Annotated in this window: 9 protein-coding genes and 1 pseudogene; 5 read left to right on the top strand and 5 right to left on the bottom strand. The window is 43.6% G+C overall.

Annotated features, from left to right (window positions below; genetic code table 11):
- Positions 1-4,380 carry a PAS domain-containing protein gene (locus ACYRY3_RS39765; protein WP_460207332.1) on the bottom strand — a complete coding sequence of 1,460 codons (4,380 nt, stop codon included), beginning with the start codon at positions 4,378-4,380 and terminating at the stop codon, positions 1-3.
- Positions 4,381-4,940: 560 nt separating this feature from the next.
- On the opposite strand from ACYRY3_RS39765, the gene ACYRY3_RS39760 reads away from it, so the two are divergent.
- Both ACYRY3_RS39760 and ACYRY3_RS39755 read left to right on the top strand, forming a co-directional pair.
- Positions 4,941-5,432 (top strand): hypothetical protein, encoded by a 492-nt coding sequence (locus ACYRY3_RS39760; RefSeq protein ID WP_460207331.1) that lies wholly within the window; start codon positions 4,941-4,943, stop codon positions 5,430-5,432.
- Positions 5,433-5,437: 5 nt separating this feature from the next.
- Positions 5,438-5,716 carry a hypothetical protein gene (locus tag ACYRY3_RS39755; RefSeq protein WP_460207330.1) on the top strand — a complete coding sequence of 93 codons (279 nt, stop codon included), beginning with the start codon at positions 5,438-5,440 and terminating at the stop codon, positions 5,714-5,716.
- Positions 5,717-6,004: 288 nt separating this feature from the next.
- Here ACYRY3_RS39755 and ACYRY3_RS39750 read toward each other — a convergent pair whose 3' ends face one another.
- A complete protein-coding gene (locus ACYRY3_RS39750; RefSeq protein WP_460207329.1) occupies positions 6,005-6,730 on the bottom strand; it encodes a Crp/Fnr family transcriptional regulator in 726 nt (241 codons plus the stop codon).
- A 223-nt stretch (positions 6,731-6,953) separates the two neighbouring features.
- On the opposite strand from ACYRY3_RS39750, the gene ACYRY3_RS39745 reads away from it, so the two are divergent.
- Complete coding sequence (locus ACYRY3_RS39745; RefSeq protein WP_460207328.1) at positions 6,954-7,571, top strand: chemotaxis protein CheB; 618 nt, start codon at positions 6,954-6,956, stop codon at positions 7,569-7,571.
- A gap of 241 nt (positions 7,572-7,812) precedes the next feature.
- Positions 7,813-9,993, top strand: a complete 2,181-nt coding sequence (locus ACYRY3_RS39740; RefSeq protein ID WP_460207327.1) for a PAS domain-containing protein — start codon at positions 7,813-7,815, stop codon at positions 9,991-9,993.
- Between the two features lie 23 nt (positions 9,994-10,016).
- Here ACYRY3_RS39740 and ACYRY3_RS39735 read toward each other — a convergent pair.
- Positions 10,017-11,600: pseudogene (locus ACYRY3_RS39735) on the bottom strand (UPF0182 family protein); the annotation flags it as partial.
- Positions 11,486-12,187, bottom strand: a complete 702-nt coding sequence (locus ACYRY3_RS39730) for a hypothetical protein (RefSeq protein WP_460207326.1) — start codon at positions 12,185-12,187, stop codon at positions 11,486-11,488. The pseudogene ACYRY3_RS39735 and the gene ACYRY3_RS39730, both read right to left, overlap by 115 nt.
- A gap of 113 nt (positions 12,188-12,300) precedes the next feature.
- Between ACYRY3_RS39730 and ACYRY3_RS39725 the strand changes: the two genes are divergently transcribed.
- Positions 12,301-12,687 (top strand): hypothetical protein, encoded by a 387-nt coding sequence (locus ACYRY3_RS39725; protein ID WP_460207325.1) that lies wholly within the window; start codon positions 12,301-12,303, stop codon positions 12,685-12,687.
- On the opposite strand, the gene ACYRY3_RS39720 is transcribed toward ACYRY3_RS39725, so the two are convergent.
- Positions 12,684-14,429 carry a 5'-methylthioadenosine/S-adenosylhomocysteine nucleosidase family protein gene (locus ACYRY3_RS39720; RefSeq protein ID WP_460207324.1) on the bottom strand — a complete coding sequence of 582 codons (1,746 nt, stop codon included), beginning with the start codon at positions 14,427-14,429 and terminating at the stop codon, positions 12,684-12,686. The two genes, ACYRY3_RS39725 and ACYRY3_RS39720, sit on opposite strands and share 4 nt — an antisense overlap.
- Positions 14,430-14,481: the final 52 nt, after the last annotated feature.

Genomic DNA, 14,481 nt, shown 5'->3' with positions numbered 1-14,481 from the left:
TTAAGATGTCTTTTGATTTAACAGGTATTGAATTTTTTCTACGAGCAGTTTTAGCTTGACAGGTTTGGTCAAATAGTCATTTGCGCCTGCTGTTATACAGTTTTCCCTATCTCCAGGCATAGCTAACGCAGTCAAAACGATAATTGGGATATGATTCACCTGCAAATCGGCGCGGATTTGTCGCATTGCTTCCAATCCATCCATTCCCGGCATTTGGATGTCCATGATAATTAAATTGGGGTGTTTGGCTTTGCTAAGAGCGACAGCTTCTTGCCCATTAGTTGCTAGTATTAGACGAAATCCCCGAGTCTCTAGATAGCTAGATATTGTTACTATGTTAGCTTCATTGTCTTCTGCTAACAAGATGAGAGGAGGGGAAGTGTTTTTGATTGATGCTATAGGTGGGGGAATGATAAGAGTCGTTTTTGATGGTTCTGGATGCTGAATTTTTTCTAAAACATTGCAAAAATTTTCACGGGTAATGGGTTTAACCAAGTACTCAGTTGCTCCGAAAAACAATGCCTGCGATCGCTCATCCACTACCGAAATCACCAATATAGGAATGTTTAGCGTTTGTGGATGTGCTTTAAGTTGTTTGAGAACTTCCCATCCAGATAGTTTGGGTAACAGAAGATCCAGAATAATCAGTGACGGTTGAATGCGGAGCGCTTCATCGATTGCTCCTTCACCCATAGAATAGATAATAGCCGACATATTCAGTTCGCTTAAATATCGGGCAATTTGTTCTGCTGCAGTAACGGAGTCTTCGATAATCAGCACTTGGGATTTCTCAGAGGAAAGAACACTGAGTGTCCTTGGTTCTGCAATAATTGGGGTAAATAACTGAGGTTGACTCACATAAGGTAAGCGGACAGTAAAACAGCTTCCCGAACCTACTTCACTGGTCACCTCTACCGTCCCCTGATGCAGTTTTACCAATTGTTGTACGAGGGCTAAACCGAGACCTGTTCCAGAATACTGACGGTTTAGGCTGCTGTCAATTTGGACAAAGGGCTGGAACAATTTATTCATGTTTTCTTGAGAAATTCCAATTCCAGTGTCCACAACTGAGAAACATAGAAAATCAGCGTTTGGCTGCTGTTCAAGTTGTACTACTAGCTCAACTCTGCCATCGTTGGGAGTGAATTTCACTGCGTTATTGAGCAGATTAATCAGTACTTGACGAATACGTCGCTCATCCACCACAATATCGGGTAGTCCTAAAGCTAAATCTATTGAGAGTTGAATATTTTTCTGCATTGCCTGTTGCCTGACAAAGGTCAAACTGGATTCGCATAGATAGCTAACGGCAACAGAATCCGTCTGCAATTCCAGTTTTCCAGATTCAATTTTTGATAAATCAAGAATATCGTTAATCAATTCTAATAGGTGTTTGCCACTGCGTTCAATAGTTGCTATTGCTCGTTTCTGGCGATCGTTTAAAAGCCCGTAAACTTCTTCCTGAAACCCTTCTGACATTCCTAAAATAGCATTGAGGGGAGTCCGTAATTCGTGGCTCATATTGGCAAGAAATTCATCTTTAAGCCGAGTAGCCCGATAAAGTTCGGTATTTGTCAAAGCGAGTCGCTCGTTCATCTGCCGGAGTTCTTCCTCAGCTTGCTTTTGCTTGCTGATATCAAAGTTAATGCCTATCATGCGTTGCGGTTGACCCTGTCGATAGCTTCGCTCCTGCCCGGAGGGTAGATCGCGTTGAATCAGACCATTGGCTTTAACAAAGCGGATAGCACCATCAGGATGCAGGATGCGGAATTCCGTATCAAATTCCTTTTCACCCCGTATGGCTTGTTGAATGGCAGTTTCGGCTTGAAGTCTATCTTCCGGATGCACTCCATTTGCCCATGCTTGGTATGCGCCACTAAAGTGTGACGCTTGTATTCCGTAGAGCTCGTACATCCGGTCATCCCAAATCAGTATATCGTTGATAATATCCCACTCCCAAATGCCAATTGCCCCCGATTTGAGGGCTACCGCCAAGCGATCCGAGAGGTTAGAAAGCTGTTCTTCAGTTTGTTTGTGTTCGGTGATATCGGTTTCAGAACCAGCCATGCGAATCACGTTACCTGCTTCATCCCACAATGCCTGCCCCTTATCCAAGATCCACATATAAGAACCATCTTTCCGTTGGACTCGATACTCTTGTTGGAAAAAGGGAGTTTTTCGGGCAAAATGGTCTGCAACAGCCGTAAGGACACGGTTGTAATCGTCGGGATGAATCCGGCTCGACCATTCCTCAATAGCATCCCCGATTTCGTGCTCTTCAAAACCCCGCATTTCCTTCCATCGAGTTGAGAGGAAAACTTTATTGGTTCTTATGTTCCAGTCCCAGATCCCATCATTACTACCTCGGAGGGCAAGGTGCCAGCGTTCCTCGCTTTCACGTAAAGCAGCAGTCCGCTGCTCTACCCTTGCTTCTAGCTCCTGATTAAGTTGACGCAAGGCTTCCATCGCTTCCTTGCCCTCAGTAATATCAGTAATTGTACCGATGTATCCTGCTATCTCTCCATTAGCTCCTTGTTCGGCAACCGCTTGACCAAAAACCCACGTCATTTTGCCATCTGACCGCTGAAACCGATATTCCAGACGAAAAGGAGTCAGTTCTTTGACAGAACGGTTCCACTCTTGAACAATTGGCTCTCGGTCATCGGGATGTAATGCTTTGACCCAACCGATTCCCATTGCATCTGCTGGTGTTAGTCCGGCTATTTCACACCAGCGCTCATTCACATACAGGCAATACCCTTCCACATTGGTACGAAAAATCCCCACGGGAGCAGCTTCTGCCAGCGAGGCATATCGATGCTCGCTTTGACGCAGCGCATTTTCTATCTGTTGTCGTTCTACCAGTTCTGCTTGGGCGCGTTCGTAAGCTTTTGCCTGGGCGATCGCAATTGTTGCTTGAGTAGAAATTTGTTGCAGCAGATTGACTTCCTCCGATTGCCAATGTCGTGGTGTGTACGCCTCAACGGCGCTTAACATACCCCAAAGAGTCTCTCCCTGAAGAATGGGAACAAGTATTTTTGCCCGTATTTGCAACTCCTCTAACATTGCCAAATGACAAGGAGACATAGCTACTGCATAAATATCAGGAACGACACGAATATTTCCATTGATACAAGGAGTTAACCAGTTTGAGGTATTGGAGTCATCGATAATTCTGCCTAAGATAGAACTACATTCTGGCGCTGCGGATTCTGCTACGATGGTGCCACTCAAGTCAGAATGAAACTGGTAGACGTACACGCGATCGCATTTCAGAAATTGCCGTACCTCAGTGACTATAGTGTTAAGAGTGTCTTGCAAATTTAAGGAAGATCGGATGCGGCTAGCAATTACATTCAAAAGTCGTTCCCGTTCTGCCTGTGCCTGTAACTCCAGTATATGTTCCTGCACCTGCTGTTCCAATGACTTATTGCGGCTTTGCAATAATTCCAGATTTTCTGCCTCCAGTTGGCATAACTTCTGCTCTAATATTTTTACCCGCTTATAAATCTCTACTGGGTTTAAAGTTTGTAATAGTGTCGTTTTAGTAACAATACCTACTAAATTTCCTTGTTTGGTCGTGACCGCAACCCAACCTATTTGCCTTTGCAGCATCAGCATTAACGCTGACATGAGAGAGTCATCCGGATACATCGAAAAGACAAGAGTACTCATGACTGCCTGTCCCTGAATGCGCTCAATATCCAGTTCTAATGCCTGAAATTGGACAATATCTCTTTCAGTAATAATCCCAATAGGAAACAGTAGAGAATTGTTTGTCGATTCTTGAGCCTTCTGTTCGGCAATCACTACCGTACTCACGTTCTTTTCTGCCATTAACTGCGCGATTTCCAAAACTGAAGCTTCTGGTGAAGCATGGACTACTTGCGTAACCATGACCTCCGACACCAAACCCAATCGCGGCAGGTCAGCAGGACGTAAAAGTTGACTGAGACTGTCATAACTTAAAAGTCCGATTGCTTGTCCACTCTCATCTGTCACGGGAAGATGTCGAATTCGATAGCGCTGAAACAAGTTGAGTGCTGCAAAAATGTCTGTCAACTCAGATTTCTGCAAAGTAACCACGGGGCGAGTCATGACATTGGCGATTGGAACTCCTGCAATCTGTTGCCTCTTCGCACTCAGGCGTACCACTTCCCGTTCAGTGAAAATTCCTAAAAGCTGATTTCCCTCCTTAACCAACACACAGCTCGTACAAACATCAGTTAATAGATAACCGTTTTGATTCTCTGTATCTTGCAATACACACATTCCTCTCACATTACTCATCAGTGCGATCGCATCGGTGACTGGTGTATCTGGGGTGACGGTGAGAGGCTTCTCAGCCATTGCTTGTTCTAAAAAGGAGGTGAAAAACATTGGTTATAAGTTGACGGGAGATAAAAATGGTTTTTAAATTTAATTAGTAATTTATTATACTGCCATCAATAATTTGTGTATTTTCTACAGCACTTATTTATTTGATATGTTTGCTTTCACTAATACCAATTTGAAAAAAGAATACAACAGATATAACAGCCCTAAATCACATTGTAAAAGGCGAGAACCCCGGTATCTTAACAATCAGTATACTGAAAACTTTTGCGATACCTTCGCTCCTACTCCCAATTCCCAAATTTCAAGTTCCACCACTAGCAAATTATACAGACATGATAACAAGCACTTCTATTTTGTTGTGGTTATAGCGTGAAAACACGCCCCGGTACTTAATAGAATTTTCTGAGAAACAAAACTGGATGGATAGGTAGAATACCTAATGTAGACTCTTAAATTGCTTCTATTCACGGTGTAGAGGTCTGGGAAGGCGAGAGTTTCAGAATTTCGAGTTTTTTCGTACCGTATAAAAAAAGTATAAATACATTAATCAAGTTTTTAACTATGGTAAAATTCTTTACAAAAATTCGTGAGGAAGGGTTATTATGAAATTGCCATCAGTATCGCTAAGTATTGGTTTAAGCGTTCTCAGCATCTCAACTCCTCTATTCAGTGTACTGCGAGTTCTCGCTCAAGAAGCTGCTACTGCCTGTCCTTTGCCAACGGAAATTGCCGTGACTTTCCTTGACTCTAAATGTCAGGAAGTCACACTAAAACAGCCTCAGACTTTTTATCGCTACTATAGTAGCAGTACAAACAAATACGGTAGATATTTAACTACAGACCAATATAAAACAAACGTAGAAGTCATCAGGAATTTAGCTCTCAATCAATCGTGGGGCAATAAAGCCACCACCATGCTCAAAGTGACTTTGCCAGTCGGCACGGTAGTTTATCAAGGCATTGTTGCTCCTCAAAATCCCTCACAATGTTACCCAGGGGGAGGTCAACAGACCTTCATTAAGGATACAAAAGATCCCAATATCAAATGGATTGAGGGAGAAAATCTTGTTGTCAAAGATTTCATCTGCCAATAAAATTTATGGAAACCAAGACCACACAATTGCTCAAACTCATAGAACAAGCGCTGAACATAGCAGAACAAATACGTTCTGAACTATCAAATCCAGAGCGTTTGAATAATGTGATTGGTGCCCTGCAATCAATCAGAAGTCAAACGTTAGCAGGTCAGCTTGAACCATCAGGAGGAAGCGCAACTCTTGGGTTGGCGCGTGAAGTAGCTGACTGGGTTGAACCTCTAGATTCGCCCTTATTGAAGGCTGTGGGCGCAATTGAGGAATATTATCAAAGGAATTTCTAGAGTAGCTTGCTTATGGGAGAACTGATTGGTTAGTGGTTGCGCGATCGCACGACTGCACCAATCTAGTTTTCCATAAGTTAAACTAGTGGTCTATCGCAAAAGTTTTGATAGGTTCGTAGTTGCGCTGTCTTCGCTATTACAACTCAGACCAACCCCCCAAAATTAATGGGACAGACCACTAGTTATGTTTTTTCTAACTACAAATATAGTGGGTTTTATTTAAATATTTTTCAACAGGAATTATTAATACTTGTATTTTCAAAAAAATCTACGGAAGAATCATCAGGTTTATTGTGCTGAATTACCGCCAAGCAAGCGATCGAACTCAGCTTTGACAATGCCGTAACACTCACAGGTGATGTCTTCGAGACCCTCTCTGTCAAGAATAGTCATTTTGCCACGGCTGTAGCTAATCAACCCCGCCCTTTGAATAGTAGCAGCAACTACGCTCACGCTAGCACGGCGCACCCCTAGCATTTGCCCTAAGAACTCGTGGGTGATGGGAAACTGATGTGACCCTACGCGGTCTTCAGTCATGAGCAACCACCGACAAAATCTCTCTTCAATCGAGTGCAGGCGATTGCAAGCAGCCGATTGGGCGATTTGATTAAACATTGCTTGCGTGTAACGTTGCAGCAGGTTGTGAAGGGGGCTACCTGGAGTTACTTTGCCTTTGAATACCTCTGCCCTCATCCGTAGGGCTTCCCCTGGGATTTGAGAAAAAGCTTGACCGGGAATTGAATTGGCTCCCAGAAATAAGGGCAACCCGACAAAGCCTTCATTGCCCACCGTACCCACTTCCACTGCCTCGCCATTTTCCATAATCGTCAGCAGAGAAATAACGCCGTTGTTGGGAAAATAGACGTACTCAATGGGTTCGTTGGGTTGGTAGAGAACTTGCTTGTATTCTAAGGTGATAAACTGCAGGTGAGGCAGGAGGCGTTGGTGTTCCTCTGGTGGAAGGGCAGCTAAAAGCCGATTTTTGGGATTGGGAGAACTTTGAGATCCGGACATGGGAAATCTTTTTGAACCAGTTCTATACCAATCAAATAACCCATAACATCCATCAAAGTCGTCTGGCAAAAGAAGAGCTATTGTAAAGAAGTTAAGTACGCAAGCGTACTTAACTTCTTTACAATAAATAGTAGGGGACAGATTATGTACGCTTGCGTACTAAAGCATTTCATCCCTAAGCCCATACTTAAACTCTCTAAAAGAGAAAACTAAAAACGTGGTTTTGTACGCGAAACATAAGGTTATCTCCCACTTTCCCAATATTGCTTACAACGTAGTAGCAATAGCAGCTTCCAGAGGAGGGCTAAAAGCTATCAGCACAATTTTGTCAGCACTGCCAGCTGAGTTTCCGGCAGCAATTACTGTAGTACAGCATCTGTGTCCCAATTACCGCAGCTATATGGCGGAAATTCTCAGCCGTCATACGTCTTTGCAAGTCAAGCAAGCGGAAGACGGCGAGGTGTTACGTCCAGCAACAGTCTACACTGCTGTTCCTGACAAGCACCTGCTGATTAACTCAGATGGGACTTTGTCTCTGTCAGATTCGCCAAAGGTGAATTTTGTCCGCCCTGCAGCTGATAAACTGTTTGCCTCAGCTGCCGCTAGTTTTAAAAGTCGAGCGATCGCCGTTGTCCTGACTGGAAAAGATAGTGACGCTACCCTGGGAGTGCTAGCAGTAAAAAAGTACGGTGGTACAGTGATTGCCCAGGATGAGGCGAGTTGTGAATGTTTCGGTATGCCCAAATCCGCTATTAATACAGGGAAAGTTGATTGGGTTCTTCCTCTAGATGCGATCGCCAACCATCTACAAAATCTGGTTATGGCAGAACAAGTAGTTTGAGCAAAACTATCTCTCTCATTAGTAAGATTCAAGCAAATTCAGATTAGTGTAACCTGTTAGCAAGAAGTTTATGTAAAATTGATTTAACTAATACCAATTTTCTGTAAACTTGAGCTTAATATTTGGTAACAACCAACCAGATAGACTAAGGTTTTCAGCTAAGAATATTACGAACTGTTAAGCTCATCTTCATAGGAAATTGGTAGAACAATAGAGCGTCTACTAACGGAACAGATGGGGCGTGAACGAGGAAAAATTTTTCCAGCAGCTCAAGATTCTGTACGAGCGCGTCAGTGCTTTACAGAAAGACACTAGTGGGGCTTCACTGTCGGCTCAAATGTGGCTGCCAACAGCTCTTGAAGAACTTAACTCCGCCTTTGAGGAATTAAAGGTAGCTGAAGAGGAACTGCGATCGCAAAATGAGGCGCTAGTAACGGCCCGCCATACAGTAGAAGCAGAGCGCCAGCGCTACCAAGATTTATTCGAGTTTGCTCCAGACGGCTACCTTGTTACTGATGCACAAGGGAAGATTTTGGAAGCCAACAGAGCTGCAGCCAAATTGCTCAACATCAATCCTAAATTTCTGGTTGGCAAACCGCTAGTCAACTTCGTCACCCATCAAGAGCGCAGAACCTTTCGTACCAAACTCAACCAGATGTGCCAGGTGAACAACCAATTACAAGATTGGGAAGTATGCCTGGTGCCACGCGGTGGGAAGGGCATAAGGACATCCTTTGACGCTTCTATGACGGTAAGCGCTATCTGCGATCGGGAAGGTTTGGTGGCTTTGCGGTGGTTGTTACGGGATATCACCGAACGCAAACGGGTTATGGAGCGGTTGAGATTACTGGAGTCGGTGGTCGTCAACATGAATGAAGCGATTCTCATTACAGAAACTGAGCCCCTGGACGAGCCTGGTCCGCGTATCGTATACGTTAACGAAGCTTTTACCCGCATGAGTGGCTACCATCCGGAGGAAGTGCTTGGCAAAACCCCACGTATGATGCAGGGATCGAAGACGGAACGCCCCGTGCTGGACGCAATTCGGACGGCTTTAGAGAAATTTGAGCCTGTGGTCACCCAACTAATTAACTATCGCAAGGACGGCTCGGAATATTGGGTAGAGGTGAGCCTGATGCCGCTCATGGATGAAACAGGCTGTTACACTCACTGGGTTTCAGTGCAACGCGATATCACTCTTGCCAAACGCGCAGAAGAAGACCGCGCTCAGTTGCTTCGCGAACAAACTGCACGTGCTGAAGCCGAAGCGGCAAACCGTACTAAGGACGAGTTTCTGGCAATTGTTTCCCACGAGTTGCGCTCACCCCTGAATGCCATCCTTGGTTGGGCGCACATAGTACTGCATTCTCGGAAGTTGGACTCAACTCAGACCAATAAGGCACTAGAAATTATTGAACGCAACGCCAAAGCCCAGAACCAAATCATTGAAGATTTATTAGACGTCTCCCGCATCATTCGCGGTCAGGTTCGCTTGTATCCCTGTCCAACTAATATGATACAAGTGATTGAAGCAGCTATTGATACAGTGCGTCCCACCGCTAACAACAAGAAGATTCAGATTGTGTCAGACTTTGACCCCGATGTCGGGTTGGTTTGGGGAGATCTTGACCGCTTAAAGCAAATCGTCTGGAATTTGCTCTCCAATGCCATTAAGTTCACCCCTACTGGTGGGCGGGTTGAGGTTTGGCTAACACGTGTTAATTCTCAAGTCCAAATTAAGGTGAGCGACACTGGCATTGGCATCAGCCCGGACTTTTTGCCCTATGTTTTCGATCGCTTCCGCCAAGCCGAGAGTGTAAGTACGAGGGCGCATGGCGGACTGGGGCTGGGTCTAGCCATTGTCCGCCAGCTAGTGGAACTACATGGTGGTACGATTCAAGTAGAAAGCCCTGGAGCGGGTCAAGGAGCAACGTTTACCGTGGAGCTGAGCGCGATGGCTCATACTTCACGGGTGAATGATTTGAAGCAACTCCCCCAACAGAACCCCACTCTGCCTGAGAATCCTCTGAATCTCAATGGTTTACGAGTCTTAATCGTAGATGATGAGAGAGATACCCGTGAGTTTTTAGTGACAGCGCTTCAAGATTGCGGAGCTCGAGCAATTGCAGCAGCTTCCGTGGGTGAAGCAATGCAGTTACTCGAACGCTCAAAACCAGATGTGCTCATCAGTGACATTGGTATGCCAGTCGAAGATGGTTACGCCCTCATCCGTCGAATCAGAGCTTTGACTCCAGAACAAGGCGGACAAATTCCGGCTGCTGCCCTGACAGCCTATGCCAGGGAAGAAGACCGCATTCAAGCCCTGAAAGCGGGTTTCCAGACACACCTAGCCAAGCCAATCGAACCAATGCAGTTAATTACAGCTATTGCGAACCTTACCGGAAAAGGCGCAAACGTTTAAAGTCACGAGAGAACCCTGACAAGTCATTCTACCGGGCGAACAATCGCAGGTGTTGTAGGTTGATTGGGCTTGAAGATAGCAGCAAGTGCTTGTTCTAAAGTTTCTGCCATCACAATCCTACTATTATAAGCAACAACTACCCTAACAAAGGTTGGCAAACTATTTTGTTCTGCTTCTAAATACAGGGGTTCAACATAAAGCAGAGATTTTTCAATGGGAATCACCAGTAAATTGCCTTGAATTACCTTTGAACCTTGGCGGTTCCATAGAGAAATTCTTTCAGAAATCACCGGATCTTGATTGATCAAAGCTTCAATTTGTTCGGTTCCGTAAACCAACTGCTGTTTGGGAAATTCGTACAGCAATAACTTGCCGTATTCTTTCCCATCGGAACGTGCTGCCAACCAAGCAATAAGATTTGCGCGTTGTGTGGGTTTAAAGGGCAGTAGTAAGATAAACTCTTCTGATTTTGCTTGAGGCAGTTTTGTAATCAGATAGTAGGGTTCTACTTGTTGTTGTTGGCTGCCATAAATTTCGTTGGGAATTTGCCACAAATCTTCTCGGTTGTAGAATACCTGGGGATCGGTCATGTGATAAGTTAGCAATCTTTCTGATTGGGTACTAAAAAAGTCCTGTGGATAGCGAATATGATTGCTAAGGGCAACTGGCATTGCATCCAAGGGTTTTAACAAGTTAGGAAAGATTGCCCCAAAAGATTGGATAATTGGGTCTGTTGGGTCAGCTACGTAAAAGTTAACCGAGCCATTGTAAGCATCAATAATAACTTTGACAGAATTGCGAATGTAATTAAATTTATTTTGTCCCGGATCGGAATAAGGGTAGCGATCGCTTGTTGTATAAGCGTCAAGAATCCAGTAAAGATAAGTTTCTTCGCCTTTTTTAGTTGTTTTTCCCCCATCAGCAGCGACAAGATAGGGGTCACTATCATAACGTAAAAAGGGAGCAATGGCTTGTGCGCGTTGCTTGATATTGCGGCGAAACAGCAGCTTTGTTTGTGGGGTGAAGTTGTTTGTCAGTAGCATTTGCCAATCCTTAAGATATTCGGCAAACAGCAAGCGCCGCCACATTGCACCAATGCCAATACCTCCACGTCCATCATAAACGTTGTATACATTATCATTCCCACTGGGATAGTCTAATTCTTTAGTTCTTGTCCCGGTCATGACATAGGTATCAGTAATTTCACCGTAATAGATACGTGGTTGACCAACGGGAAGACTGACTCGAACTGATTCGCTGGTAATCTGTACCGAACCCTGGTTACCCGTATTATCAACGCCAATATCTTTGACGTAGTAATAAGGTAGCCCACCCGTATCAACAATATTCACAGGGCTGAGTGTAAAACCATAGCCGTGAGTATAAATCAGGTGTTTGTTCACCCAAGTCTGTGCTTGTTGGGGAACATCGGTATAATCTAATTCCCGTGCTGCTATAATTGTTTGTTGTCTTTCGGTTTTCTCCTCCTGCTTCAGGGTGTAGCGGTCAATATCAGCACCGGGAAATTTGTAGTAAGGTCGAATTTGCTGTAATTGTCGGTTACTTTGTAACAGGGGACGTGTATCCCAAAGACGAATATTGCGGAGTTACCGTATCCAAGTCTATCGTGTAAACAAACAACTCTGTAGTTTAGTGCTTTGAGTCTCTCTTCTAATGCCAGCACATCATCTACACAGAAATTTAAACGTCCAAAGTTGGGGTCGTTATAGCTGTTGACACCTACCAAAAGTGCCCAGCGATTTTTTATAGGGCGAAGTTCTGGTGCTTGGTTATTTTTTTGTACTGCATTACCTCTTGAATGAATTTCTGGTTGATTTGTTGGTTGAGGCTTATTTCTAGTTGATGTACTTACTCGCGCATTTTCCAGTTCGACTGCTAAATCTGCCAGTTGTTGATGGCGTTCATCTTCCTTATCTATTAAATTGCTTAAAAGATGCAATAGCAGAACAAGGGCATTTTCCTGTGTATCGCCACGACGTTTATCAACTAAGTAGCCAATTACAGCATCCACCCTGCTAGTGAGACTATCTGCCTGGGGTACGCTCGAACGCCAAGGTCTGAGAGGTTCGTAGCTGTTAAAAACAGACCTGAGTTTGCGATCGCTTTCAAATTGTTCGCAATCTAACAGCACGTCACGCAACTGGCGGAGCAATTCTGGTGGAATACCGGGCATATAGTTCTCTTATAAATCATGTTGCAGGAGAAAATAAGTAAACGTCCCGCCATAAGATGCATTATTTATTGGGGACAAATTAAAAATGTTTACGTAACTACTATACTCACACCTTGTACCAAGAAAAGTCGTTGTCTTTCCTTTGGCTAACAGCCAAATTATCTGGTTTTGGCGGCTTTCAACCTGTGGGGGTTACTCATCTTACTCATACTTTAATTAAATCTTTAGGATTTTTACCCGGCTGTTTACCAAGGTCAATTGAATATATAGTTGTCTTTTATACATTAAATTCGATGCGAGAAGACCCTAGAATTCAACTATGGAAAAAGAAATTAGGTATAATTGCTGAAGCCATTACAAACAAAGAACAAGAAGTAGTGAGAAAGCAAATGCAACTTCATATAATACAACAAGAACGTGATAATTTACAAACAGAAATTGTTAACTTGATCTCTGAAGCTGAATCTATTCAGAAACGAATCCATGAGTTAGGTGGTTAGAAAACACCTTTAGAGAGATTAGAAATTAGAATTTCTAGGCTCTCTTTTACTTGTTGACCATCTTCGCCTATTTCTTCCAGTGCAATCATTCCTGCAATTTTAAGCACCTGTTGATATGCAGTTACAGGAAGACACACTGGAGAACCTGGTTGTTCGAGTAGATTCTTGTTGTCACTCAAAATATAGTAATAAATTTTTTTCAAGTAAATAGATATCTCATCGCAAAATCCTTCAAAAATCTTATCTGGTGGTAACCCTGTCTCTAAAATCATTTCTTCCAGTCTTGATGATTTATCATTAAAAACTCGCTGAACAGCTGTCCTTGCAATTTCTCTTCGTTTAGTTAACCAGTTTGAGGCTGTTATGGTATTTTGCGGTGCAACACTTTTAACTTGCTCTTCTAAAAAGGCACTTTCATTTTCTTGTTGCTTAATTTCTCCATTAAGCCTTGTTATGTCATCACGATATCTGTTTTCTTCCTCTTGAAGTCTGCTGTCTTGCTCCTGACGCTTGCTTATTTCTTCTATTAGTCTGCTTTTTTCCTTTTGAAGCCCTTGCTCTGAGTTGTGAGCTACGTTAATTTTTGCCAGAATCTCAAACGCAAACGCACTGGCGTTACGTGCGGCGATTTCTTGCCAACCTGCTTTATCTGTTTTACTTTTGCTACTAATTAAATCCGAAATACCACGAACAATTAGTGCTGATACTGGCTGATTAGCATGGGCTGCTTGCAGCAAACCCCTTCCCTCCATCTCTACTGCGATCGCATCACCATAATTTGAGTGGAGAAATTTCAAAAGACTAGAGCGTTTCGAGGCAATTACTTTTTCTCCAGCTGCAATAGGTGCAACTAATGCATTAGGTACTGGACTGGGGATGTTAGGCTTGAGCCTTTGCAACCAATCTTCTTTCTTGGCTTCGGCTCTGGCTCGCTGTATTAGTTTATATGTTGACAAACCAACATCTGGTCTGGGTTCAAATGCTATATTTGCCTTACCTGATTCGTAACCATATACTTTTGTTGCAGCTACTACATCACCCAAAGAAACATCCTTAAGACCACCCGCTACCCCAACGAAAAGTATTACATTTGGTTGAAAGTGGTTAATTGCACGTTCAGCTTCCACTGCGGCTCCAGTATTACCAGCGCCAATTTCAACAATTGCCAAATTCCAAACTATGCCGTTGGCAACAAATTTACCTCTTTCGTAAACTGTTCCCTGGGGATGTAACTCTTCTCGCAGTTCTGTTAAATGGGCGCGAACAGCTTTATACTCAACAGGTATAGCAGTAATAATTACTGCACAAGGTAAATTTTGTTCTCGTTGTTGCGAATTTTTATTTCCTTGACCAGCACTGTGAACTTGAATATTGATTGCTGAATTAATATTTTGTTTAGAATTTTTTGTAGTTGTGCTGCTTACAATAGCTCTTTCAAGCTCCGAAGCTAAACCAGCCAACTGCTGATGACGTTCATCTCCCTCATCTATCTGCTCACTTAATAACCGTACAAACAGCACAAGGGCATTTTCCTTGGTATCGCTGCGATGCTTATCAACCAGGAAGCCAATTAGATTGTCCACCCTGCTAGTCTGACTATCTGCTTGGGGTAAACTAGAATGCCAAGGACGGAGTGGCTCATAGGTGAAAATTGCTCTGAGCTGGCGATCGCTCTCAAATTGCTCGCACTGTAACAGTGCTTGACGTAATCGGTTAAGCAGTTGCGGGGGGATACCTGCCATATCTCCGTCTAAATGCCTTATAAATATATAAAATTGTACATGGGAAATCTAG

Source organism: Scytonema sp. NUACC21 (assembly GCF_054684315.1).
The sequence above is the reverse complement of the archived record's forward strand: the minus strand, read 5'-3'. Positions and strand labels throughout refer to the sequence as shown.

Coding starts and splice junctions, on each gene's coding strand:
- ACYRY3_RS39720 (WP_460207324.1), bottom strand. CDS start 14,429: ATGGCAGGTATCCCCCCGCAACTGCTTAACCGATTACGTCAAGCACTG.
- ACYRY3_RS39760 (WP_460207331.1), top strand. CDS start 4,941: ATGAAATTGCCATCAGTATCGCTAAGTATTGGTTTAAGCGTTCTCAGC.
- ACYRY3_RS39755 (WP_460207330.1), top strand. CDS start 5,438: ATGGAAACCAAGACCACACAATTGCTCAAACTCATAGAACAAGCGCTG.
- ACYRY3_RS39730 (WP_460207326.1), bottom strand. CDS start 12,187: ATGCCCGGTATTCCACCAGAATTGCTCCGCCAGTTGCGTGACGTGCTG.
- ACYRY3_RS39765 (WP_460207332.1), bottom strand. CDS start 4,380: ATGTTTTTCACCTCCTTTTTAGAACAAGCAATGGCTGAGAAGCCTCTC.
- ACYRY3_RS39750 (WP_460207329.1), bottom strand. CDS start 6,730: ATGTCCGGATCTCAAAGTTCTCCCAATCCCAAAAATCGGCTTTTAGCT.